17 protein-coding genes are annotated in these 24117 nt (G+C 69.7%); 4 read left to right on the forward strand and 13 right to left on the reverse strand.

Annotated elements, in window-relative coordinates:
* Nucleotide 1 precedes the first annotated feature (1 nt).
* From rpsP to proS, 3 genes are all read right to left on the reverse strand, one after another.
* Complete coding sequence (gene rpsP / locus ACIBK4_RS01360) at nt 2-421, reverse strand: 30S ribosomal protein S16 (RefSeq protein WP_019058698.1); 420 nt, start codon at nt 419-421, stop codon at nt 2-4.
* A 286-nt stretch (nt 422-707) separates the two neighbouring features.
* Nucleotides 708-1304: a hypothetical protein gene (locus ACIBK4_RS01365; protein ID WP_019058697.1), complete on the reverse strand. Its 597-nt coding sequence runs from the start codon at nt 1302-1304 to the stop codon at nt 708-710.
* Between the two features lie 261 nt (nt 1305-1565).
* Nucleotides 1566-2981 carry a proline--tRNA ligase gene (proS, locus tag ACIBK4_RS01370; RefSeq protein ID WP_398991019.1) on the reverse strand — a complete coding sequence of 472 codons (1416 nt, stop codon included), beginning with the start codon at nt 2979-2981 and terminating at the stop codon, nt 1566-1568.
* A gap of 198 nt (nt 2982-3179) precedes the next feature.
* Between proS and ACIBK4_RS01375 the strand changes: the two genes are divergently transcribed.
* Nucleotides 3180-4037, forward strand: a complete 858-nt coding sequence (locus ACIBK4_RS01375) for an SAM-dependent methyltransferase (protein ID WP_398991021.1) — start codon at nt 3180-3182, stop codon at nt 4035-4037.
* A 33-nt stretch (nt 4038-4070) separates the two neighbouring features.
* Here the strand turns inward: ACIBK4_RS01375 and ftsH are convergent, their stop codons facing one another.
* From ftsH to ACIBK4_RS01410, 7 genes are all read right to left on the reverse strand, one after another.
* Complete coding sequence (gene ftsH / locus ACIBK4_RS01380; protein ID WP_398991023.1) at nt 4071-6008, reverse strand: ATP-dependent zinc metalloprotease FtsH; 1938 nt, start codon at nt 6006-6008, stop codon at nt 4071-4073.
* 146 nt (nt 6009-6154) lie between these two features.
* Nucleotides 6155-7714 (reverse strand): signal recognition particle protein, encoded by a 1560-nt coding sequence (gene ffh / locus ACIBK4_RS01385; RefSeq protein ID WP_398991025.1) that lies wholly within the window; start codon nt 7712-7714, stop codon nt 6155-6157.
* A 105-nt stretch (nt 7715-7819) separates the two neighbouring features.
* The gene (locus ACIBK4_RS01390) at nt 7820-10270 is read right to left on the reverse strand and encodes a [protein-PII] uridylyltransferase (protein WP_398991027.1); all 2451 of its coding nucleotides are present in this window, start codon (nt 10268-10270) and stop codon (nt 7820-7822) included.
* A 26-nt stretch (nt 10271-10296) separates the two neighbouring features.
* Complete coding sequence (locus tag ACIBK4_RS01395) at nt 10297-10635, reverse strand: P-II family nitrogen regulator (RefSeq protein ID WP_003997576.1); 339 nt, start codon at nt 10633-10635, stop codon at nt 10297-10299.
* Nucleotides 10632-11960, reverse strand: coding sequence for an ammonium transporter (locus tag ACIBK4_RS01400; RefSeq protein WP_398991029.1), 1329 nt, complete (start codon nt 11958-11960; stop codon nt 10632-10634). The genes ACIBK4_RS01395 and ACIBK4_RS01400 overlap by 4 nt, the downstream gene beginning before the upstream one ends.
* A 311-nt stretch (nt 11961-12271) precedes the next feature.
* Nucleotides 12272-12913: a hypothetical protein gene (locus ACIBK4_RS01405; RefSeq protein WP_398991031.1), complete on the reverse strand. Its 642-nt coding sequence runs from the start codon at nt 12911-12913 to the stop codon at nt 12272-12274.
* A 256-nt stretch (nt 12914-13169) separates the two neighbouring features.
* A complete protein-coding gene (locus tag ACIBK4_RS01410; protein ID WP_398991033.1) occupies nt 13170-14654 on the reverse strand; it encodes a hypothetical protein in 1485 nt (494 codons plus the stop codon).
* 446 nt (nt 14655-15100) lie between these two features.
* Between ACIBK4_RS01410 and ACIBK4_RS01415 the strand changes: the two genes are divergently transcribed.
* Nucleotides 15101-15766, forward strand: a complete 666-nt coding sequence (locus ACIBK4_RS01415) for a bifunctional DNA primase/polymerase (RefSeq protein ID WP_398991035.1) — start codon at nt 15101-15103, stop codon at nt 15764-15766.
* 150 nt (nt 15767-15916) lie between these two features.
* Here ACIBK4_RS01415 and ftsY read toward each other — a convergent pair whose 3' ends face one another.
* The gene (gene ftsY, locus ACIBK4_RS01420; protein ID WP_366434071.1) at nt 15917-17119 is read right to left on the reverse strand and encodes a signal recognition particle-docking protein FtsY; all 1203 of its coding nucleotides are present in this window, start codon (nt 17117-17119) and stop codon (nt 15917-15919) included.
* 190 nt (nt 17120-17309) lie between these two features.
* Between ftsY and ACIBK4_RS01425 the strand changes: the two genes are divergently transcribed.
* Nucleotides 17310-18281, forward strand: a complete 972-nt coding sequence (locus ACIBK4_RS01425; RefSeq protein WP_398991037.1) for an LLM class flavin-dependent oxidoreductase — start codon at nt 17310-17312, stop codon at nt 18279-18281.
* A 70-nt stretch (nt 18282-18351) separates the two neighbouring features.
* The gene (locus ACIBK4_RS01430) at nt 18352-18711 is read left to right on the forward strand and encodes a hypothetical protein (protein WP_398991039.1); all 360 of its coding nucleotides are present in this window, start codon (nt 18352-18354) and stop codon (nt 18709-18711) included.
* 97 nt (nt 18712-18808) lie between these two features.
* On the opposite strand, the gene ACIBK4_RS01435 is transcribed toward ACIBK4_RS01430, so the two are convergent.
* Together ACIBK4_RS01435 and smc are read right to left on the reverse strand one after the other, a co-directional pair.
* Nucleotides 18809-20230 carry a sugar porter family MFS transporter gene (locus ACIBK4_RS01435; RefSeq protein ID WP_398991041.1) on the reverse strand — a complete coding sequence of 474 codons (1422 nt, stop codon included), beginning with the start codon at nt 20228-20230 and terminating at the stop codon, nt 18809-18811.
* Between the two features lie 247 nt (nt 20231-20477).
* On the reverse strand, nt 20478-24083 hold the full coding sequence (smc, locus tag ACIBK4_RS01440; protein ID WP_398991043.1) for a chromosome segregation protein SMC: 3606 nt from the start codon (nt 24081-24083) through the stop codon (nt 20478-20480).
* Nucleotides 24084-24117 lie beyond the last annotated feature (34 nt).

Consider the following 24117-nt stretch of genomic DNA (forward strand, 5'->3'; position numbering starts at 1 on the left):
CTCAGGCCTCGGTCGACTCGGACTCGGCCGCAGCCTCGTCCTTCTTGTCGGCCTTCTTCTTCTGGGTGATCGCCTCACCCTTGCCCGAGTCGTCGCCACCGAGGGCGTCGAACACCGGGCGGGCGGCCTTCGGCTCGGCCACGAGCAGCGGAGCCGGGGCCGGCAGGCCCTTGAACTTCTGCCAGTCGCCGGTGAGCTTCAGGATGGCGAGCACGGGCTCGGTCGGCTGCGCGCCGACACTCAGCCAGTACTGCGCGCGGTCCGTGTCGACCTCGATGCGCGAGGGGTTCTGCACCGGGTGGTACAGACCGATCTCCTCGATGGCCCGGCCATCACGGCGGGTACGGGAGTCGGCGACGACGATGCGGTAGTGAGGCGAACGGATCTTGCCCAGACGCTTCAGCTTGATCTTGACTGCCACGGGAGTGGGTTCTCCTGGTTTTGACGTGGTTGGGCACGGCGAGACGGCCGCGTGGGGTTGCGGTACCCGAGTGCCCGATGGACGCGTCAGCCGGAGGCGAGAGGGTTCCTGTGCGGCTGTCGAGTACAGCTAGCCATTGTGCCACACCCTGGCGGTCCGCCCGACCGGGGAGCAGGCCCCCACCTGCCCCGGCCCATGCGGAAGCGACACCCGGCGCCGGGAGGTGACCGGCGCGGGTGTGCGCAACCCGGCCTGCGGGATGCGGCTGCCACGAGCAGCCGCGTCCTCAGGCCGCGCCCACGACCTCCGGAATGCGGAAGGGCTTGCCGCAGCCCCCGCACACGATCGGCGCCTGGGCCAGCACCGACGGGACGACCCGGACGTTACGACCGCAGTCGCACACCGCCTTGACGCGGACGCCGCCACCGGACGAGCCGTGCCGGGCGGCCGGGCCGCGGAAGGTACGGGAGGTGTCCGCCGAGGTGGCGACGGTGTGGGCCTTGAGCGCGCGCTGGAGGCGCTCGATCGTCGGCCGGTAGCGCCGCTTGGCCTCGGGGTTGAGCTGGACCAGCGAGAAACCGCTGCTGGGATGCGGTTCGTCGGGGTGGTCCAGGCCCAGCTCCTCGGCGATCGCAAGGAATCTGCGGTTGTGGTAGCGGCCGGCGCGGGACGTGTCACGCACGCCGCGCGAAGCGGCGATGCCATGGACTGCCTCATGGAGCAGTCGCTCGAAGGAGAGCTCGTGTCCGCAGGCGGACGACGACTCTCCGATCAGGGACTCGGGCGCGGCCAGATCGGGCAGTTCGGGGTGGTACCGCTGAATATCGGCCCACGCCTCTGCCAGCTCTGCGGCGAGAACAGGTGGTGTCTGTGTCGTGCTCACGTAATGACAACGAGCCGGAGTGCCCCTGTGTTCCGATTCCGGGGCATCCCAAATAATTTGCACGTACCCGTCAGTTGCCGCTGATGCGTCCGGAGGAGGGCGGGTGCGCTGATCTGCGGAGAAGCCTCACAGCTCATCACAAGGTGGTGCGTAGGCCCACGTACGACCCGGCGCGTAGACGGTGTCCGCACGCCGGGGTAGCCGCACTCCGCCGTTGCGCAAGAGGCGTTTCGGTCGCTCTCCCGCCGGAAGGGCACTGCCTCAGTAAGCGCGCGCGACGACCGCGACGTTACCGGGCGCCTTGTCGTCGTCCGGCACCGACCCGTCCTCGGCGACCAGACACCGTACGGTCACCGCGTGCTCGGCCAGCGCGGCCTCGCCCTCTTCGCCGAGTGTCGCCCACGGGATGCGCGCCCAGCCGCCGACGGTCGCGGCCTCGACGGCCTCCGCGATCGTCGACACCTCGGAGGTCCGGGACTCGCGCCGCTCACGCGACTGCCTCAGCAGCAGCGCCTGATCCTCCTCCAGGACTACGGGAAGCAGCTCTACGAGGGAGTCGATCGCCACCGGCACCTTGCCTCCGGGGATGCGGCGGGCCAGCATCGCGGTGCCGTTCTCCAGGTCACGGGGTCCGACCTCGATCCGTACCGGCACGCCCTTCAGCTCCCAGTCGACGGCCCGGCGCCCGAAGGGGACGTCCGTGCGGTCGTCGACGCGGACGCGGACGCCCGCCGCCTTCAGCCGGGCCCCGATCTCGCGGACCTTGGCCAGAACCGCCTCGTCGCCCTTGATCGCGAGGACGACGACCTGGATCTGCGCCAGCCGCGGCGGCACCCGCAGGCCGTCGTCGTCGCCGTGCATCATCACCAGGGCACCGATCATGCGCGTGGTGGAGCCCCAGGAGGTCTGCCAGACGAGCTCCTGCTTGCCTTCCCTGGACAGGTACTGCGTGTTGAAGGCCTTCGCGAAGTTCTGGCCCAGCTCGTGACTGGTCGCCATCTGCAGCGCCTTGCCGTCGCCCATCATCCCTTCCAGGGTGAGGGTGTTGATCGCGCCCGCGAACCGCTCCTTGACCGTCTTGCGGCCCGGTACGACATCCATCGCGAGGACGTTGACCATGAAGTCCTCGTACACCTGACGGTGGATGTGCGCGGCGAAGTCGCGCGCCTCCTCGTAGGTCGCGTGCGCGGTGTGGCCCTCCTGCCACAGGAACTCACTCGTACGGAGGAAGAGCCGGGGCCGCAGCTCCCAACGGACCACGTTCGCCCACTGGTTGATCAGCAGGGGCAGGTCGCGGTAGCTCTGCACCCACTTCGCGAAGTACTCGTTGATGATCATCTCGGAGGTGGGCCGGACGACCGCGGGCTCCTCCAGCTCCTTGCCGCCGCCGTGCGTGACCACGGCCAACTCGGGCGCGAAGCCCTCGACATGGTCCGCCTCGCGGGCAAGGTAGGACTGCGGGATCAGCAGCGGGAAGTACGCGTTCTCGGTGCCCGTCTCCTTGATGCGGGCGTCCATCTCCGCCTGCATCCGCTCCCAAATCCCGTACCCGTACGGTCGGATGACCATGGAGCCGCGCACCGGGCCGTTGTCGGCCAGCTCGGCCTTGCTGATCAGATCCTGGTACCAGCGGGGGAAATCTTCCGCCCGGGGCGTGAGTACGGGTGCCTTGGCCATGGCGAGATCGTACGGGCCCACGTTGCCGTCATGTGAATTCTCGCCACTCCCACAGGCAAGCCACAAGCCGGGGCCCACAACCCCTGGACGCCGTAGCGCGTGCGGAGTTTGCTGGCATACGGGGGAAGTGCGGGCGCACATCACGGGGGCCTCGGAAACGGGCACGGCCACAACTCTCGGCGGATTGGGGCGCTTTCCATGACACCTACGCTCGTGCGGCAGTACCTGCCACATACCGGGCCCGTGCCCCGTGTGGACCTGGGTGCACGCGCGCGTGACTGGTCCGAGATCCAGGAGCGGATGCTGGTACCGCTCTACGAAGCGGTCTACGAGCGACTGGAAGTGGGACCCGGCACCCGGCTGCTCGGCCTCGGCTGCGGCTCCGGGCTCGCCCTGCTGATGGCGGCCTCCAGAGGTGCGACGGTCACCGGTGTCGAGCGCTTCTCCCCCGAACGCCTGGCCCTCGCCCGCGAGCGACTGCTGCCGACCGCCTGGACCCCACGCGCGCGTGCGCACACCCGACTCGTCTACGGCTCCCCCAGGGACGCGGCCGACGCGGAGACGCCCGCGTACACCCTGGTGACCGCCTTCGAGCCCATCGGGTGTCTCGCGGGCGACTCGGAGGGACTCGGCGACGCGCTCGCCGCCGCGACACCGCTCGCCGCGCGCGGGACGCCCGTGGTGCTGGTCGGCTGGGGTCCGCCGGAGCGCTGCGCGACCTCGTCCGTGCTGCGGGTGGCGACCCGGCTGGCGGACCCGCTGCGCGGCACGGGCAGCCCGCGTCCGGTCCTGCGCGACGACCTGGAGGTGGTCGCCCACCGCGTCGGCCTCAGGCCGGACGGCTCGGGCCGGGTGGCGTGCCCCTTCGGGTACGCCGATGTCGAGAGCGCCGTACGAGGGCTGCTGTCGACCGGGCTCTTCGACGCGGCGATCGTCGCGACGGATCAGGCTCAGGTGGACAAGGAGTTGGCGGAGGCGTTGCATCCGTATCGTCGGCAGGACGGGACGGTGTGGATGCCGAACGTCTTCCGGTATCTGATCGCGCGTACGACCTGAGGATGAGTCATCGCCTGTGCGACCTGAGGATGACTACGGCTCTTCCTTGAAGAGGCGCGTCACGCCCGCGATGCGGTACGCGTCCGTCTCCTCCAGGGTCTCGTTCTCCAGGAGGGCCGCCGCGAGGGAGTCCAACTGGCCGCGGTGGTCGCCGAGTTTGCGGATGGCCTCGTCGTAGCACTCGTCGACGATGCGGCGCATCTCGTGGTCGATCACGTCCAGGGTCCCCGGTGCCGCCGAGAGGCCGTAGGCCTGCTGGGCGTCGCTGGGGAGGGCGGAGAGGCGGCCGACGCGCTCGCTCATACCCCAGCGGGCCACCATCCCGCGCGCGATGTTGGTGACCTGTTCGAGGTCGTTCTCGGCGCCGGTGGTGATCACGCCGTAGACGACCTGTTCCGCGGCCATGCCGCCGAGGGCGCCGATGATGCGGCCGCGCAGGTACTCCTCGGTGTACGCGTACTTGTCGGCGTCCGGCGTCGAGAGCGTGACGCCGAGGGCCCTTCCGCGCGGGACGATGGTGATCTTGCGAACCGGGTCGGCGCCGGGCTGGAGCATGCCGAGGAGGGCGTGGCCGCTCTCGTGGTAGGCGGTGCGGCGGCGTTCCTCCTCGGGCATCACCAGGGGGCGTTCCGCGCCCAGTTGGACCTTCTCCAGGGCTTCCGAGAGGTCGGACTGGGTGACCTCGCTCTGCTTGCGCTTGACCGCGAGGAGGGCGGCCTCGTTGGCCAGGTTGGCGAGTTCGGCGCCGGTCATGCCCGGGGTCGTGCGGGCGACCTGGGCGAGGTTCACGTCCTTCGCGAGGGGGATCTCGCGGGTGTGGATCTCCAGGATCGCCTCGCGGCCACCCCGGTCCGGCGGCGAGACCACGACCACCCGGTCGAAGCGGCCGGGGCGGGTCAGCGCCGGGTCCAGGACGTCGGCGCGGTTGGTCGCCGCGATGACGATGACGCCCTCGGAGCCGGAGAAGCCGTCCATCTCGGTGAGGATCTGGTTCAGGGTCTGCTCGCGCTCGTCGTGACCGCCCATCCCGGAGCCGCCGCCGCGTGCCCGGCCGATGGTGTCGATCTCGTCGATGAAGATGATCGAGGGGGCCACCTTGCGGGCCTCCGCGAACAGTTCACGCACGCGTGAGGCACCGACACCGACGATCATCTCGATGAACTCGGAGGCCGACGCCGAGAAGAACGGCACCCCCGCCTCCCCCGCGACCGCCCGCGCGAGCAGCGTCTTTCCGGTACCGGGCGGACCCGCGAGGAGCACGCCCCGGGGCATCTTCGCGCCCATCTTGCGATACGCGTCGGGGTTCTTCAGGAAGTCGACGACGTCGTTCAGCTCGCCCTCGACCTCGTCGATGCCGGCGACGTCCTCGAAGGTCGTGCGCTGCTTGCCCGGCTCCAGCTCGACCGGTTTCGGCGGGGCCTTGCGGCCGAGCATGCCGCCCGCGCCGCCGAGCCCCGAGCTCATCCGGCGCGCGATGAAGAGCCACAGCACGACCAGGAGCAGCATCGGGGCCAGCGAGATCAGCAGATTGGCCAGAAAGCTGCGGTGCTGGACGACGGGTTCGGCCGTGACGGTGACGTCGTGCTTGGTCAGGTCCTCCCACAGCTTGTCGTCCGCGAAGGTCGGCCGCTCCGTGTCGAACTTGGTGTACTTGCCACCGCCGCCCGGTTTCTCCTGCTCCTTCTTGAGCTGGCCCTGGATCGCGTTGCCCTTGGCGTAGATCTTGGTGACGTTGCCCGCGTCGACCTGCTTGCTGAACTCCGTGTAGGAGATGGTCGGTTCGTCGCCCTCGTTGAAGAACGACAGGATGAGATTCGCGATCAGGTACACGACCAGCGCGGTGAGGATCAGGCTCCACCAGCCGCCGCGCATCTTCTTCCCGCCAGGAGACGGCTTCGGGGGCTCGTCCGGGGTGCCCTCGGTACGCCAAGGCTGGTCAGGCGACTTGCGCGGCGGCGCGGGGTTGGTCATATCGGCAAGTTACGACACGGGCCAGGCGTCGGCACGCCCAGGATGCGCCGAGGGCGCCCTTCTTGGAGAGGGGCGCCCTCGGCGACGTAGAAGACGGGCCGTCAGCCATGAACCTTCCAAAGCTCAGCCCATGAAGCTTCTGAGGCTCAGCCCATGAACTTCTTGAACTCGTCCGGCAGCTCGAAGTCCTTGCCGCCCTGCTCGGGGAGACCGAACGCGTTGCCGCCGCCCTGAGCGGCGCCGGCCTCGCGGCGCTTGGCCTCTTCCAGTTCCTGCTGCTTGCGCTTCATCGGGTTGCCGGAGCGCTGCTTGCCCTTGGCCTGCTTGGGCTGCTTCTTGGTGCGGCCGGGGCCGCCGCCCATGCCCGGCATCCCCGGCATGCCGGGCATTCCGCCGCCCTGCGCCATGCGGGACATCATCTTGCGGGCCTCGAAGAACCGCTCGACCAGGCCCTTCACGGCGCTGACCTCGACGCCGGAGCCCTTGGCGATACGGGCGCGGCGCGAGCCGTTGATGATGGTCGGCTCGGCGCGCTCGGCCGGGGTCATCGACTTGATGATCGCGCCGACACGGTCGACCTCACGCTCGTCGAGGTTGTTGATCTGGTCCTTGATCTGGCCCATGCCGGGAAGCATGCCGAGCAGCTTGCTGATGCTGCCCATCTTCCTGACCTGTTCCATCTGGGACAGGAAGTCGTCGAGGGTGAAGTCCTGGCCCTTCTTGGACGCCAGCTTGGAGGCCATCTTCTCGGCCTCTTCTTGGCTGAACGTCTTCTCCGCCTGCTCGATCAGGGTGAGCAGGTCACCCATGTCGAGGATGCGGGAGGCCATCCGGTCCGGGTGGAAGGCGTCGAAGTCGTCGAGCTTCTCGCCGTTCGACGCGAACATGATCGGCTTGCCGGTGACGGACGCGATCGACAGGGCCGCACCACCGCGGGCGTCGCCGTCGAGCTTGGAGAGCACCACGCCGTCGAAGCCGACGCCGTCGCGGAACGCCTCGGCGGTGTTGACCGCGTCCTGGCCGATCATCGCGTCGACGACGAAGAGGATCTCGTCCGGCGAGACCGCGTCACGGATGTCCGCGGCCTGCTGCATCAACTCCTGGTCGATGCCGAGGCGGCCCGCGGTGTCCACGATCACGATGTCGTGGACCTTGGACTTCGCGAACTCGATGGAGTCCTTGGCGACCTTGACCGGGTCGCCCACCCCGTTGCCCGGCTCGGGCGCGTAGACCGCGACACCGGCGCGCTCGGCGACGACGCTCAGCTGGTTCACGGCGTTCGGGCGCTGGAGGTCGGCGGCGACGAGCAGCGGCGAGTGCCCCTGGTCCTTGAGCCACTTGCCGAGCTTGCCCGCGAGGGTCGTCTTACCGGCACCCTGCAGACCCGCGAGCATGATGACGGTGGGCGGGTTCTTGGCGAAGCGCAGGCGCCGGGTCTCGCCGCCGAGGATCGTGACGAGTTCCTCGTTGACGATCTTCACGACCTGCTGGGCCGGGTTGTTCAGCGCCCTGTTGAGGTCGGCGCCGAGCGCACGCTCCTTGACGTTCTTGATGAACGTGCGGACGACCGGCAGGGCCACGTCGGCTTCGAGAAGGGCGATCCGGATCTCACGCGCGGTGGCGTCGATGTCCGCCTCGCTCAGACGCCCCTTGCCACGCAAATTCTTGAAGGTCGCTGAGAGGCGGTCGGAGAGAGTATCGAACACGGCGGCGTCGGTCCTCGGAGTCGGGGGCAGTGTGAGCGTCTTCCAGGGTATCCGGCCGCGCAAGCGAATCATCCCCGCCTGCGGGGTCGGAAAGCCGGCACGGGCTCACGCCCGCAAGGTCTCCTCCAGCTTCCGTGCCACCGACGCCGCCTCGTCCCCCACCAACGGCACGCCCTCCGCCGTCGTCACGTAGAAGGCGTCGACCGCGTTGGAGCCGAGGGTCGAGACATGCATGCTCCGGACCCGCACCCCCACGTCGTCGAGGGACCGCCCGATCCGGTGCAGCAACCCCGGGGCGTCATGAGCGCGCACCTCGATCACCGTCGCGTGCCGGGACGCGGCCGGGGCGACCGTCACGCGGGCCGGCGGGGCCACGACACCCCGGCGGCGGGGATACGCGGCGTCGCGTTCGGCGAGGCGGCCCGCGATGTCGAGCGAGCCGTCCAGGGCGCGTACGAGATCGGCGCGCAGCCGGGCGGCCTGGGGCAGGGAGCCGTATTCCGCGGCGACCCGCCAGTTGAGCAGCAGGACAGAACCCTCCACGCCGTCCGGCAGGTCCAGCGCGCGGAGTTCCGCCGTGCGGACCGTCAGACGGTGCATCGCCAGGACGCCGGCCACCGCGGGGAGTACGCCCGGCTGGTCGGGGACGGCGATCAGGAGTTCCACGCCGAGCGGTTCGGGGTCGCCCGCGGGCTCGTCCTCGGACGGGGGTTCGGTCTGGGCGCGGAGGGCCAGCACCGGGCCGCCGGTCGCGACCGCCTCGATCGCGAGGCGTTCCTGTTCGGCGGTGGCCGCGCCCGCCTCGGGCTCCTCGGGGGCGTCCCCGGAGAGGACCGCAGCGACCCGCTTCACCAGGTCGGTGACGAGGCCCGCCCGCCAGGACGACCAGGCGGCCGGGCCGGTGGCCAGCGCGTCCGCCTCGGTCAGTGCGTGCAGCAACTCCAGCGTGCTCGTCGTACCGACCGCCTCGGCGACCGAACGGACCGTCGCCGGGTCCTCCAGGTCGCGCCGGGTCGCCGTCTCGATGAGCAGCAGGTGATGCCGTACGAGAGTCGCGAGTACGGCGACCTCCGCGCGGTCGAAGCCGATGCGGGCGGCGACGTCCTTGGCGATGATCTCGCCGGCCACCGAGTGGTCGCCGGGCCAGCCCTTGCCGATGTCGTGCAGCAGCGCGGCGACCAGGAGGAGGTCGGGGCGGCTGACGCGGCGGGCGAACTCCGAGGCGCGGACGGCGGTTTCGATGAGGTGCCGGTCGACGGTCCAGATGTGCACGGCGTTGCGCTGCGGCCGGCAGCGCACCCGCTCCCAGTCGGGAAGGAGACGGGTGATCAGGCCCTCGGCCTCCAGCGCCTCCCACACATCCACCGTCGGCTGCCCGGAACCGAGCAGCGTCACCAGCTGCTCACGCGCCTCGGCGGGCCACGGCGTGGGCAACGGGCGCACGGCCGTCGCCATGCGCCGTACGGCATGCAGCGAGAGCGGAAGCCCGGCCTGCGCGGCGGCAGCGGCGGCGCGCAGCGGGAGGACGGGGTCACGCTCGGGGCGCGCGGCGCGGGCGAGCACCACCTCGCCGTCCTGCTCGACCACGCCTTCGGCGAGCGGGGAGCGCTCGGCGGTCGGCTTGGCGCCCCCGCCGAGCATGGCGCGCAGCCTCGGCCGCACGGCGCGCGACCGCAGCACGCGCCCCACTTCACGCCAGGTGACATCACTGGCGTACGACACGACACGTGCCGCTTCGTAGACCTGGCGCAGCAGGGTGTCCGCGTCGAGGAGGCCCAGCTCGGCGGCGACCTGGTCCTGCTCCTGGAGTGCGAGCCGGTCGGTGGCGCGGCCGGTGGTGAGGTGCAGGGCGTCGCGCACGTCGAGGAGGCGGCGGCGGGCGTCGGCGAGGCCTTCGCGCGGGGCGTCGGCGAGCCAGGAGGCGGCTACGGCGCGCAGCGCGGTGGCGTCGCGCAGGCCGCCGCGGGCCTCCTTGAGGTCGGGTTCGAGGAGGTACTGCAACTCGCCCTGGCGCTCGGCGCGTTCGGCGCAGAGTTCCTGGAGTTCGGGGAGGCGTTTGGGCGCCTGGTTGCGCCAGTCGGCGAGGACGGCCGTGCGCAGGGAGGCGGTGAGGCCGAGGTCGCCGGCGATGTGGCGGGCGTCGAGGAGGCCGAGCTGGACCTTGAGGTCCTCGCCGGCGGTCTTGCGGGCCTCGGCGGGGGTGCGGACGGAGTGGTCGAGGGCGAGGCCGAGGTCCCAGACCGGGTACCAGATGCGGTCGGCCAGGGCGGCGACCGCGCCGGAGTCGCCGCCGTCATGGAGGAGGAGCAGGTCGAGGTCGCTGCGCGGGGAGAGTTCGCCGCGGCCGTAGCCGCCGACCGCGACCAGGGAGACGCCCTTGAGCGCCTCGGATCCGGCGGCGAAGAGGCCGGTCAGCCATTCGTCGGTCAGTTCGGCGAGGGCGGCACGGCGCGGCGGCCCGGACCGCACCCCCTCAGTGAGGAGGCGCAGCCGGGCCGCCGCGTAGCCGCTGGGTCCGGAGTCCTCTGCATCCTTGCGCACGTCCGTACTCGTCACCCAGCGACTCCTGTTCTGTTGCTTTTTTAGAGCGCGTCCGGTCCGCGCTCGCCGGTCCTGACCCGGACGGCCGTTTCGACCGGGAGGGACCAGACCTTGCCGTCACCGATCTTGCCGGTGCGGGCGGCCTTGACGATGACGTCGATCAGCTGCTCGGCGTCGTCGTCCTCGGCCAGCACCTCGATGCGGATCTTGGGGACCAGGTCGACCGTGTACTCGGCGCCCCGGTAGACCTCGGTGTGCCCCCGCTGACGACCGTAGCCGCTCGCTTCGGTGACCGTCAGACCGTGGACCCCGAAGGCCTGCAGCGCTTCCTTGATCTCGTCGAGCCGGTGGGGCTTCACGACGGCGGTGATGAGCTTCATGCGTCCACCTTCTTGGTCGACGTGGCAGAGGTGAGTGTGCCGCCGCTCAGGCCGCCGCCGGCGCCGGTGAAGTCGTACGCGGTCTCGGCGTGTTCGGCCTGGTCGATGCCGGCGACCTCGACGTCCTCGTCCACGGTGAAGCCGATCGTCTTGTCGATGACGAAGGCGAGGATCGCGGAGACGACCAGCGAGTAGCCGAGCACCGCGCCGACACCGACGAACTGCTTGCCGAGCTGGGCGAGGCCGCCGCCGTAGAAGAGGCCCTTGGCGGTCTGGCCGACGCCGCCGGTGGCGAAGAGGCCGATGAGGAGCGAGCCGACGATACCGCCGACGAGGTGGACACCGACGACGTCGAGGGAGTCGTCGAAGTTGAACTTGTACTTCAGGCCGACGGCGGCGGCACACAGGACACCGGCGATGACGCCGACCGCGATGGCGCCGAGCGGGCTGACCGAGCCACAGGCCGGGGTGATGGCGACCAGACCGGCGACGGCGCCGGAGGCGGCACCGAGGGTGGTGAAGGCGCCGTGCTTGATGCGCTCGTAGGCGAGCCAGCCGAGCATGGCGGCGGCGGTGGCGACCTGGGTGTTGGTGAACGCGACGGCGGAGACGCCGTCGGCACCGAGCCAGGAGCCCGCGTTGAAGCCGAACCAGCCGAACCAGAGGAGACCGGCGCCGAGCATGACCAGCGGCAGGCTGTGCGGCCGGAACGGGTCCTTCTTGAAGCCGACCCGCTTACGGATGACGAGTATGGCGCCGAGCGCAGCGGCACCGGCGTTGATGTGCACCGCCGTACCACCGGCGAAGTCGATCACGCCGTACTTGAACAGCCAGCCCGTGGTCGGCTCCCAGACCCAGTGGGCGACCGGGAAGTAGACGAGGGTGGCCCACAGCGCGATGTAGAGCGTCCACGAGACGATCTTGACGCGGTCGGCCAGGGCACCGCTGATCAGCGCCGGGGTGATGATGGCGAACATCAGCTGGAAGACGGCGAACGCGTAGATCGGGATGTTGTAGGTGGCGAACGGCTCGGTCAGGCCGATGTGCCGCATGCCGACCCAGTCGAACCCGCCCAGGAAGCCGTTGCCGGTGTCGAAGGCGATGCTGAAGCCGTAGAGCGTCCAGAGGATGGTGATGACAGCGATGCTGATGAAGCTCATCATCAGCATGTTCAGCACGCTCTTGACGCGGACCATGCCACCGTAGAAGAAGGCGAGGCCCGGAGTCATCAGCAGCACCAGCGCGGCGCTGAGCAGCATGAAGGCGGTATTGCCGGTGTCGATCTTGGGAGCGGCTGCTGCTAGCGTCAGGATGCCATCTGGCATCGGCGTCTCCTCGTCATTCGGAACGGCCCGTGCGGGCAGGGTCAGGGTTTGGGCCGGTTTTCGCCAAGAGGTTGTCCCAGGCTGGTTTCGATGGATACCGCCCGACGTTTCGAACGCGTGACGAAGAAGTCGCCCACGTTACGGGCGGATGAATCGCCTCCCCGTCGTGGCCACCGTGACCACTCCGTGATCGCCCGAAGAGCCCCCTGGAGCTGTATACGGCCCGTTTGACCTGGACCGTTCGCACCCCGCGCACAGACGCGCGGGGGCGGGCGCGTTCGGCGCCCGCCCCCTTGACTTCCGAATCTACGTCAGACCTTGACGCAGGCCTTGATGGTGTTGGTCCCGGAGTCGGACTTGTTGTTGATGTACGCGGTCACCGTGGTCCGCGCCGAGAGGCAGAGCGCGGTGTTGTACTTGATGTGCACCTCACCGTTGAAGCCGACCGGACGGCCGCTGTTGCTCTGGGTGTAGTTGTTCGCCTTGACCCCGTACGTGGTGGCCCGGGTGCCCGCCTTGCGCCGGCCGCACTCCACGGTGGGGGTGACGGCGACGGTCCACTGGTAGCCGGCGGCGATCGCGACGTTGAGCTTGCACTTCGTGCTCTCGTACCAGCGCTGCGTCATCGCCATCTTGGTGACGGTGGCGCTCTTGCCGCCGGTGCACTTGGTCAGCACGGTGGTGTGCATCGTCGGGTTGATGAGCTTGACGCCGAGGAAGGCGTCCGAGATGGCGCCGTGCTGCTTGTAGTAGTAGTGCTTGAAGGTGACCTTGCCGGAGAGCGTCGTCTTCACGCAGCGCCCGAGCGGCTTGGAGTAGAAGTTCGCGCTCTTGCTGTAGGGCTTGGTGTACGTCTTGGTGTCGATCGCCGACGCGTCGGTGGCGGTGGCGGCGATCAGCCCGCTCGACAGGACACCCGTTGCAAGGGCAACCGCGAATAGCCTCTTGGCCATGTGTGAATCCCCGTATACGTCAGGAACGGCGGCCCCGTGCCGCCGTTCGAAACTCCGCCACCCATGATCGACGGCGGCGGAGCTTTACTTTGGCGACGTCCTCGCGGTCGGCACAAGCGATCAAGCGAAAAGGTTTTACCAAGATCGGGACCCCGCCGGACCGGCGGACCGGCCGCGACCGCCGTCCCGATGACTGGGCATGGGGGAGCCGAGTCGGACATCGGGGGACGGCCGTCGCGGCCGGGGTTCGGGGTGGTCAGACCGCTTCGGCGGTCTCCGGCAGCTCGATCGCGAGCCGGTCGGTGAGGTCGACGACCTCGGCCAGATCGCCGAAGTCACGGACGGCCGTGTCGACGGTCTTTCGGATACGGGTGTTGACGCGCTCCGAGCGCACCTTCTTGGCCACGGTCATCGCCTCGGTCGCCAGCACCGTGCTCTGCTCGGGTTCGCGCTGCAGCAGATGCACGGTGGCCATGCCGATGAGATTGAGTGCGTACGACCGCTGGTGCTCGTCGTCCTTGGCGAAGAGGTCCACCGCCCGCTGCATGACGGGCTCGGCGAGCGAGGCGTAGGCGGGGCTGCGGCCGGCGACGTAGGCGAGGTCGCGATAGGAGTGCGAGTTCTCGCCGTACAGCTCGGCCTCGGAGAAGAAACGGATCCAGTCGGGGTCCGGATCGTCCCAGTCGTCCACGTCCCCGAAGGTGTCCTCGGCCATCCGGACCGCCCGCTTGCACTTCCCGGGCTGGCCCATGTTGGCGTAGGCACGGGCCTCCATCGCATACAGCATCGACTGGGTCCGCGGACTGGCGCAGTCCCGGCTGCCGTACTGCGCGAGGTGGATCAGCTCCAACGCGTCGTCGGGCCGCCCGAGATGGATCATCTGCCGGCTCATGCTGGACAGCACGTACGACCCGAGCGGCTTGTCGCCCGCCTCCTTGGCGGCGTGCAGCGCGAGGACGAAGTACTTCTGGGCGGTGGGCTGGAGCCCCACGTCGTAGGACATCCACCCGGCCAGCTCGGCGAGTTCGGCGGCCACCTTGAACAACTTCCGCGTGGTGGCCTCGGGTTGGGGCTCCTGGAGGAGGTCGGTCACCTCGTGCAGCTGTCCTACGACCGCCTTGCGCCGCAGGCCGCCGCCGCACTGGGCGTCCCACTTGCGGAACATCGCGGTGGTGGACTCCAGCAGCTCCAACTCGGGCCGGGAGAGCCGCCCTTGATGCCGGGAGGCGCTCGCGGGCTCGGGCTCCGACGGGTGGGCCGAGGGGCCGGGGACGAGCCAGCGCTGCATCGGCTCGATGAGGGACGGTCCCGCCGACAGGGCCAGCGAGGCCCCGAGGAAGCCGCGCCGGGCCAGCATCAGGTCGCTGCGCGAGAACTCGCTGAGCAGGGCCACCGTCTGCGGGGCGGTCCACGGCAGGTCGACGCCGGACACGGAGGGTGCCTGGCGGGCCGCGCGCAGGCCCAGGTCCTCGACCGAGACGACACAGCCGAAGCGCTCGGAGAACAGCTCCGAGAGGATCCTCGGGATCGGCTCGCGCGGGTTCTCGCCGTCCAGCCAGCGGCGCACCCGCGAGGTGTCCGTGGAGATGTGATTGGCCCCCAACTGCCGCGCCCGGCGGTTCACTTGACGCGCCAGCTCACCCTTGGACCAGCCGCTGCGCACGAACCACGAGCCGAGCAGCTCATTGGGGCGCTTGTCCGTACTGGCCGCGGTTGTCCCGCTTCCGCCGTTGCCGCCCACTGGAACGCCCCCATCCCTGGAACCACTTGTCGCCGCTGTGCGCCAAGCCCTATCAGAATGCCGGTAAATACGGCTTCCCGTCCCGCACTTGTCACCCTTCGAACGAGATGACGAGTTGCCTCCGGCATACCCACAAGCGCATGTGCCCCGAGGACTTGTGCACTCAAAGTAATCCTACGATCACCCGTCCAGCCACGGCGATCCCGGAAACGCCACCATTCGCCACCCCTTCGAATGAACCTACGGTTGCCCGCGCACGATTCACTTGACATAGGACGACCAAAGGTGGGCGCAGCGGTGCACGCAGGGGCGCGCACTGTCGAACACACCACCCACGGCACTCCCGGACGCTGCCTGGACCACGCGGCGCGGGGCAGGCGTGAACACAGAGTGACGACACGCATCCGTCTCGTAACCACCGGTGCGTTGGACCCGTTGGAGGGGGCATGGGCTTCACGATCGGCAGCAGCCGGACCATCCGCGACATCCGGTCCGGCACGCGCCGCCGCGGCCGCGCGTCGGAGTGCACGGCGGTGGCCGAGTTCACCGGCCTCTGGGGCTGGGACGTGGTCGCCGGCGCACGGGCGGCGGGCGGCGCGTGTTCCTGCGGCGACACCAACTGCCCCGCGCCGGGCGCACATCCACTGACCTTCGCGCCGGAGGTGCGAGTCGGCGCGACCCTCGACGAAGTCACCGACGCCTGGGCCGAGTTGCCGGGTGCCGCGATCATGCTGCCGGTGGGCCGCGCCTTCGACGTGATCGAGGTGGCCGAACCCGCCGGCCGCCGCGCACTCGCCCGCCTGGAACGCATGGGCCTCCCGCTCGGCCCGGTCACGGCGACCCCCGACCACCGCGCCCACTTCTTCGTCGCCCCCGGCGCGGCCGCCGAACTCCCCTCCCTCCTCTACCGCATGGGCTGGGACGACCCCACCTCCCTCGACCTCCGAGGCCTGGGCCCCGGCACCCACATCACGGCCCCACCCTCAGACCAGGGCGGCCTGGGCCCGGTCCGCTGGCTCCGCTCCCCCGCCCTCGACTCGGCGACAAAGCCCCCGGCGGCCCGCTTGCTCCTGGGCACGCTGGCGTACGTGGCACACAGGTCGCGCGCGTAGGTCGTAGACGACGAAGTGCCCTTCTCCAAGCTGGAGAAGGGCACTTTTTCGAAGGGGGGGGCGGCTACAACGCGCCCCAAAGGGGCGCGGGGAACTGCGCGACCAGCCCCCACCGACCGGCAGTCAAAGAACCGCCCAACCCGCGGAGCGTCAGTCGCCGATAAGGGCGTCAACAAACGCCTCCGGCTCGAACGGCGCCAGATCATCCGCGCCCTCACCAAGCCCGATCAGCTTGACCGGAACACCCAGTTCACGCTGAACGGCGATCACGATGCCCCCCTTGGCCGTGCCGTCCAGCTTCGTCAGCACGATCCCGGTGATGTCGACAACCTCGGCGAAGACCCGCGCCTGCACAAGCCCGTTCTGCCCGGTCGTCGCATCGAGCACCAGCAACACCTCATCAAGCGGCGCATGCTTCTCGACAACCCGCTTGACCTTCCCGAGCTCGTCCATGAGCCCGGTCTTCGTGTGCAACCGCCCGGCCGTGTCGATGAGGACGACATCGACTCCCATCTCCTTGCCCTCCTTCACCGCGTCGAACGCGACGGAGGCGGGATCCCCGGCCTCGGGCCCCCGCACGGTGTGCGCACCGACCCGCTCCCCCCAGGTCTGCAACTGATCCGCGGCGGCGGCCCGGAAGGTGTCGGCGGCACCGAGCACGACGGTCCGCCCGTCGGCCACGAGCACCCGGGCGAGCTTCCCGGTGGTGGTGGTCTTGCCCGTGCCATTGACCCCGACGACCATCACGATGCCCGGCTTGCGATCCTCCGGCTCGGTCTTCACGGTCCGGTCGACATCGGTACCGACCAGCTTGAGCAGCTCCTCGCGCAGCAGCGTGCGCAGCTCCTGCGGGGTGCGGGTGCCGAGCACCTTCACGCGGGCGCGCAGGCCGTCGACGAGTTCCTGGGTGGGGGCGACGCCGACGTCGGCGGTGAGGAGGATGTCCTCGATCTCCTCCCACGTGTCCTCGTCGAGGTGCTCGCGCGACAGGAGCGTGAGCAGCCCCTTGCCGAGCGCGTTCTGCGAGCGGGAGAGCCGCGAACGCAGCCGGACGAGTCGGCCTGCGGTGGGCTCGGGGACATCCAGTACGGGGACGTCCAGGACAGGGGGTTCCTCGACGGCGGCCGGGGCCGAACCGTCCGGAAGATCCACCTCCTCTATGGTCCGGCGCGCTTCGTCGCGCGGGGTCTCGGCCTCGTCGCCGACGTGCGGCTCGGCCGGCGGGGCGGTGATGTCGGGCACGGAGGTGGGCGGCGGGGGCAGCGGCTTCTTGCGCCGGCTGCCGACGACGAGCCCGCCGAGCGCACCGAGCACGACCACGGCGATGACTACAGCAAGGATGACGGTTTCCATAACCCACCCAGTATCAGCCATGGCCATCGCCGGGGCCCAGCGCGGGCGCGGCCGGGTCGTCGCGCGCCTCCCGACTCGTCGCACGCGGAGGCGCCCGGATGGTCACAGTCATGACCATGGCCATCTGATGCACCGTCAGCTACCGTCCCCCACCACACACGACCCCGCCACAGACGAAGGGGGACCTCCCATGCCCGTCTCGGTCGTACGTTTCAACCTCGTCGAACCCGGTGCCACCCCCGCCTCGCTGAGCGCCCGCTACCGGGCCGCCCTGGAGATGGCCGCGTACGCCGACGAGCACGGGATCACCACCGTGCAGACGGAGGAGCACCACGGCGTGGCCAACAACTGGCTGCCCTCGCCCTTCGCCTTCGCGGGCGCGGTGTTCGGCGCGACCCGGCACATCGCGGTGACCGTCTCGGCGGTGATCGGCCCGCTGCACGACCCGCTGCGACTGGCCGAGGACATCGCCGTACTCGATCTGCTGAGCGGCGGCCGACTGGTGACCGTGGCCGGGATCGGTTACCGGCCCGAGGAGTACGCGCAGTTCGACGTGGACTGGAAACGCCGGGGCAGGCTCCAGGACGAGCTGCTGGAGACGGTCCTGAAGGCGTGGTCCGGCGAGGAGTTCGAGTACCGCGGCCGTACCGTACGGGTCACCCCGCGCCCCTTCTCCGACCCGCACCCCCTGCTGCTGGTCGGCGGCTCCTCGAAGGCGGCCGCACGTCGGGCCGCCCGGCTGGGCCTGCCCTTCTTCCCCAGCGCGCACCTGCCCGACCTGGAGGCGTACTACAAGGACCGGCTCGTCGAGTACGGCACCGAGGGCTGGACCATGATGCCGGGAGCCGAGACCCCGCTGCTGCACATCGCCGAGGACCCGGACCGGGCCTGGGCCGAGTACGGGGCGCACTTCCTGCACGAGGCGCGGACGTACGCCTCCTGGCAGTCCGGTGACATCCGCTCGGCGGTGAAATCGGGGGCCACGACCGTGGCGGAGCTGCGCGCGGAGGGCGTGTACCGCATCCTCACGCCGGACGCGTGTGTGGCGCTGGGGCTCGACAACCTCGTCCTGCATCCGCTGTCGGGCGGGATGCCGGTGGACGAGGGGTGGCGCAGCCTGCGGCTGTTCGCGGAACGGGTGCTGCCGCGGCTCGGGGAGTGACCCCGATTCGGAGAGTGACCTTTACCCGCAACCGGTGGACCGGCCGCTCCACCGGTGGTCCACTGCGGTCATGACCTTGGCTGTGGATGTGTTCCTGCGTGACGCGGACGGCCAGTGGAACGTGCTCGACGTTCCGGAGGGGTGCAACGACTCGGCCGGCTTCGAGAACTGGCGCGAGACCGTGTGGGGTTCGCCGCCCGTGCGCGCGCTGGGCTGCGTGTACCTTCCCGTGCTGGCCTCCAGCGACCTGTACGTCGAGGCCGCGGACGTACCGGAGTTCCTGCGCGAGCTGGCGTTGCTGCGGGAGCATCTGGAAGCCGTCGCCGCGGCGGTCGGGGAGCGTCCCGACCTGGTCGAGAGCCGCCTGGACAACATCGAAGCCGCCGCTCTCCGGGCCCGGGAGATCGGCGGCGGTGTCCTCATCTGGTGACTGAGGGGTGGTTTCGGGGAGACGGGCGGCGGGGGATGGAGCCCGTCTCCCCGAGTTCATGGGGTCCCAGCTCACGGGACCCGGTTCTTGGGGCCGGTCAGCCCATCTCCTCCAGCCTCTTGCCCTTCGTCTCCTTCACGAACTTCAGGACGAACGGGATGGAGAGCGCGGCGAAGACCGTGTAGATCACGTAGGTCGCGGAGAGGTTCCAGTCGGCCAGGGACGGGAAGCTCGCGGTGATGGCCCAGTTGGCGATCCACTGTGCGGAGGCGGCGACACCGAGGGCGGCGGCGCGGATGCGGTTCGGGAACATCTCGCCGAGGAAGACCCAGACCACGACACCCCAGGACAGGGCGAAGAAGAGGACGAAGACGTGGGCCGCGATCAGCGCGGTCCAGCCCTGCGCGGAGGGCAGCTTGCCGTCGACCAGGTGGTACGAGAAGGCCCAGGCCTCCAGCGCGAGACCGACGACCATGCCGACCGAACCGATGAGAGCCAGCGGCTTACGGCCGATGCGGTCCACGAAGATCATGGCGATCACGGTGCCGATGATGTTCACGATCGACGTGGTGAAGGAGTAGAAGAACGACTGCGTCGGGTCGACGCCGACCGACTGCCACAGCGTCGAGGAGTAGTAGAACGCGACGTTGATGCCGACGAGCTGCTGGAAGGCCGAGAGGCCGATGCCGACCCAGACGATCGGCTTGAAGAAGAAGCCGCCACCGCCGAGCAGGTCCTTGAACGTCGACTTGTGCTCGCTCTTCATCGCGTGCTCGATCTCGGCGACGCGGGCGTCCAGGTCGACGTCGTCGCCCTCGACCTCACGCAGCACGTCGTGCGCGCGGTCCAGCTTGCCGGCGGAGATCAGGAAGCGCGGGGACTCGGGGATCGCGAAGGAGAGCAGGCCGTAGAGGACGGCCGGGATCACCATGACGCCGAGCATGACCTGCCAGGCTTCCAGGCCCATGAGCTTGCCGCGCTGGTCGCCGTCGGCGGCGTTCAACAGGCCCCAGTTGACCAGCTGCGAGATCGCGATGCCGATGACGATCGCGGCCTGCTGGAAGGAGCCGAGCCGGCCACGGTAGGCGGGCGGGGAGACCTCGGCGATGTAGGCCGGGCCGATGACGGAGGCCATACCGATGGCGAAACCGCCGATGACCCGCCAGAAGGCGAGGTCCCAGAGCGCGAAGGGCAACGCCGAACCGACGGCGCTCACGGTGAACAGCACGGCGGAGATCTGCATACAGCGGATACGGCCGATGCGGTCGGCTATCCGGCCGGCCGTCGCCGCGCCGATGGCACAGCCGATCAGGGCGATGGCGATGACCTGCGCCAGGACCGTCGAGCCCACGTCGTAGCGGTCACGGATCGCCTCGACGGCTCCGTTGATCACGGAACTGTCGTAGCCGAAGAGGAAGCCGCCCATCGCGGCCGCCGCCGCGATGAAGATGACGTGCGCGAGATGTTCGGGATGAGCCGACCCGGCTCCTGACTGAGGTGCCTGCGCAGTGCTGGTCACGTGTAACTCCTGAGGCCACCGGCGTCGCTGCCGGGGTGGGGGGGCGACCCTTCCAGTGGCGCACAGCTTCCCGCTGCCCACCACCTGAAGGTAAAAGCAACGTTGCAGAGACTATGCCTTCAAGTTTCGAAGTCAATAGGGGGTCCCCTGTGAAATCCAACCCCACAGGTGACAGCCATACGTTCAAGACTTGAACGCGCAGTGAAGGTCCAGCGGAGGCGCACGCAACTCTGGCGGAGGCGCGGATCTAGCGAAGGCGCTGCGAGATGACCTTCGACACTCCATCGCCCTGCATGGAGACGCCGTACAACGCGTCGGCGACCTCCATCGTGCGCTTCTGGTGGGTGATCACGATCAGCTGCGAGGCCTCCTGCAGCTCCTGCATGATCCGGATCAGCCGCTGCAGGTTGGTGTCGTCGAGCGCCGCCTCGACCTCGTCCATCACATAGAACGGACTGGGCCGGGCCTTGAAGATCGACACCAGCAGCGCTACGGCGGTCAGGGACCGCTCACCGCCGGAGAGCAGGGAGAGCCGCTTGACCTTCTTGCCGGGCGGGCGGGCCTCCACATCCACCCCCGTGGTCAGCATGTTGTCGGGGTCGGTCAGGATCAACCTGCCCTCGCCGCCCGGAAACAGTCGGCTGAAGACCCCCTCGAACTGCAGGGCCGTGTCCCGGTACGCCTCGGTGAAGACCTGTTCGACGCGCTCGTCGACCTCCTTCACCACTTGAAGCAGGTCGGCGCGGGTCTTCTTCAGGTCCTCCAGCTGCTCGCTGAGGAACTTGTGCCGCTCCTCCAGCGCCGCGAACTCCTCCAGCGCGAGCGGGTTCACCTTGCCGAGCTGCTGGTACGCCCGTTCGGCTGACTTGAGCCGCTTCTCCTGCTCCGCGCGGTGGAAGGTCCGGGGCTGGTTGCGCGGATCCTCCGGATCATCGGGCAGCACCTCGCCCTCGGCGGCGAGCGAGGGCGGCACGAGCTGATGCGGCCCGTACTCCTCGACGAGCCCCGCCGGCTCCACCCCCAACTCCTCCAGCGCCTTGGTCTCCAACTGCTCGATCCGCATCCGCTTCTCGGCCCCGAGCACCTCCCCCCGGTGCACGGAGTCGGTGAGCTTGTCGAGCTCGCCCTTGAGGTCACGCCCCTGGTTCCGAGCGGCGGCCAACTCCTGCTCGCGGCGCGCCTTGGCGGCATCGGCGGCGGTGCGTTCCTCGTCGGCGCGGGCGAGGGACACCTCGACGTGCGCGAGCAACTGCCGCGCCCCGAAGGCAACGGCTTCGGCGACGGCGGCCTCATGCCTCAACCGCGCGAGCCGCTGCTCGGCCCGCGCCCGCGCCTCACGCTCCGCTCGGGCACCCCGGTCCAGCGAATCGGCCCGCCCTGCAAGCCCCTTGACCCGCTCCTCATGCGTACGGACCTGAAGCCGCGCCTCCATCTCGGTCTGCCGAGCATTGGCCCCATCGGCGGCAAGCCGATCCCGCACAGAGGTATCGGGCTCCTCCTCGACCGGCATCTCCTCAGCAACAGCCAGCCGTTCAGCGAGAACCTCAGCCTCTTCTACGGCCTTGTCGAGGGCGTCCTGCGCTCGTGCCGCCGCCGCGGTCGATCGCTCGGCTTCTCCGGCAGCGCCGCGTGCCTGCCCGGCCAGGCGTCCCAACTGCTGTGCCACGGCCGACTTCTCGCGCTCCGCGGCTCGGCGGCGCTCCCCCAACTCCTCGACCAGCGCGGCGGCTTCCTTGCGGCGCTCGCCTGCGGTCTGCTGTGCGTCGGCCAACTCCTCGCAGCGGACTGCCAGTTCTTCGAGTTCGGCTGCGGCTTCGTCTACGGAGGCCTGGACTTCGAGGAGGCTGGGGGCGCCGGCGGAGCCGCCGTGGGCGAAGTGGGCGCCGAGCAGGTCGCCTTCGGCGGTGACCGCGGTCAACTCGGGGTGGGTGTATACGAGTTGCTCGGCATCTTCGAGGGTGTCGACCACGACGTAGTTGTGGAGGAGGCGGCGGACTGCGGGCATGAGTTCGGCGGGGGCGCGGACGAAATCGGCGGCGAAGGGTTGTCTGTTGTCTGCGGGCTCGTCGTGGCTGGTCGCGCCGTTCCCCGCGCCCCTTTGGGGGGTGCCCGTGCCCGGTGTTGGATCGTCCGGGGCTCCTGCCAGCAGAAGCGCTGCTCTGCCCCCATCCTGCTTGCGCAGCAAGCGGATTGCGTCTGCTGCCGATGCCGGAGTTGTCACGGCGATCGCGTCCGCCGCCGCGCCGAAGGCTGCCGCGAGGGCTACCTCGTGGCCCGGGGTTACCGTCAGCAGCTCCGCCGCCGGACCCAGAACACCGGTGAGCCTGTCCCGTGCGCCGAGCAGTATCCCGGTGCCGTCCTTCCGCCGTAGACCCAGCGCCAGTGCCTCGTGGCGGGCCTGGGTGGCGGCTCGTTTGCGTTCTGCTGCTGTCGACGCCTCGCGCGCTGCCGTCAACGCGGCCTCTGCCTCGGACAGTTGGCGCTTGAGCTGCTCGTGCTGGTCGGAGAGTTCCGCGTCGCCGGCGTCGAGGCCGTCGACCTCGGACTGGAGGGCCTCGTACTCCTCCTGTGCGGTGACCGCTCGTTCCTGGGCCTCGTCGCGGGCGGAGGCGAGGCGGTCGATCTCGGCCTGGGCGGAGGCCGCGCGTGAACGGGCCGCGTTGACCTGGCCGTTGAGGCGGGCGAGGCCCTCGCGGCGGTCTGCGATGGAACGGGCAACGTCCTTCAGGCGGCGTTCCTCGGTCGTCAACTCCCGTTCCAGTTCGGAGCGGTGGGCGACCGTGTCCTCCAGGGCGTGCTCGGCCGCCTCAAGGGCTGCTTCGAGTTCGGCTTCCTGCTCGCGGATGCGGGCGGCCTCGCGCTCCATGTCCTCGGGGTCGCGGCCCCGCCGTTCCTCAGGCGGTGCCGAGGTGGCGCTCTTCACGCGGGCGTCGGCCAGCGAGATCGTGCCGCGTACCCGCTCGGCCAGTTGGGACAGTTCGTACCAGGTCTGCTGGGCGCGCTGGAGGCGCGGGGTGAGCTGCCGTACCTCGTCCTCCAGGTGACCCTCGCGCTGGAGGGCCTTGCGCAGCTCCAGTTCTGCGGCCTCCTTGCGTTCCTTCAGTGCGGCCTCGTCGGCGATCTCGGTGTTCAGCGCCTGGCGCAGTCGTACGAGATCGTCGGCCAACAGCCTCAGGCGCGCGTCTCGGAGATCCGCCTGGATGACGGCCGCGCGGCGGGCGACCGCGGCCTGGCGGCCCAGGGGCTTGAGCTGGCGGCGGAGTTCGTCCGTCAGGTCCTGCACGCGCGCGAGGTTGGCCTGCATCGCGTCCAGCTTGCGGAGGGCCTTCTCCTTGCGCTTGCGGTGCTTGAGGACGCCGGCCGCCTCCTCGATGAAGGCGCGGCGGCCCATGGGGTCGGCGTGGAGCACGGAGTCGAGCTGACCCTGGCCGACGATGACATGCATCTCGCGACCGATGCCGGAGTCGGAGAGGAGTTCCTGGATGTCGAGGAGGCGACACGTGTCGCCGTTGATCTGGTACTCGCTGCCGCCGTTGCGGAACATGATCCGCGTGATGGTGACCTCGGCGTACTCGATGGGCAGCGCACCGTCGGAGTTGTCGATGGTGAGGGACACCTCGGCGCGGCCCAGCGGGGGGCGGCCGGTGGTGCCGGCGAAGATGACGTCCTCCATCTTGCCGCCGCGCAGCGACTTGGCGCCCTGCTCGCCCATGACCCAGCTGAGCGCGTCCACCACATTGGACTTGCCCGAGCCGTTCGGTCCCACGACGCACGTGATCCCCGGCTCGAACCGGAGCGTGGTCGCCGAGGCGAACGACTTGAACCCCCGCAGGGTCAGGGCCTTGAGGTGCACGCCGCTGGACTCTACCTTCCGCCGCTCGCTCTCT

The sequence above is a fragment of the Streptomyces sp. NPDC050528 genome (assembly GCF_044457795.1).
Taxonomy (GTDB): Bacteria; Actinomycetota; Actinomycetes; order Streptomycetales; family Streptomycetaceae; genus Streptomyces.

Excerpts from the sequence above, each read along its gene's own strand:
- ACIBK4_RS01415 (WP_398991035.1), top strand. The coding sequence starts at position 15,101 with ATGGGCTTCACGATCGGCAGCAGCCGGACCATCCGCGACATCCGGTCC.
- proS (WP_398991019.1), bottom strand. The coding sequence starts at position 2,981 with ATGGCCAAGGCACCCGTACTCACGCCCCGGGCGGAAGATTTCCCCCGC.
- ACIBK4_RS01405 (WP_398991031.1), bottom strand. The coding sequence starts at position 12,913 with ATGGCCAAGAGGCTATTCGCGGTTGCCCTTGCAACGGGTGTCCTGTCG.
- ACIBK4_RS01375 (WP_398991021.1), top strand. The coding sequence starts at position 3,180 with ATGACACCTACGCTCGTGCGGCAGTACCTGCCACATACCGGGCCCGTG.
- ftsH (WP_398991023.1), bottom strand. The coding sequence starts at position 6,008 with ATGACCAACCCCGCGCCGCCGCGCAAGTCGCCTGACCAGCCTTGGCGT.
- ACIBK4_RS01400 (WP_398991029.1), bottom strand. The coding sequence starts at position 11,960 with ATGCCAGATGGCATCCTGACGCTAGCAGCAGCCGCTCCCAAGATCGAC.
- ACIBK4_RS01425 (WP_398991037.1), top strand. The coding sequence starts at position 17,310 with ATGCCCGTCTCGGTCGTACGTTTCAACCTCGTCGAACCCGGTGCCACC.
- ftsY (WP_366434071.1), bottom strand. The coding sequence starts at position 17,119 with ATGGAAACCGTCATCCTTGCTGTAGTCATCGCCGTGGTCGTGCTCGGT.
- ACIBK4_RS01430 (WP_398991039.1), top strand. The coding sequence starts at position 18,352 with ATGACCTTGGCTGTGGATGTGTTCCTGCGTGACGCGGACGGCCAGTGG.
- ACIBK4_RS01395 (WP_003997576.1), bottom strand. The coding sequence starts at position 10,635 with ATGAAGCTCATCACCGCCGTCGTGAAGCCCCACCGGCTCGACGAGATC.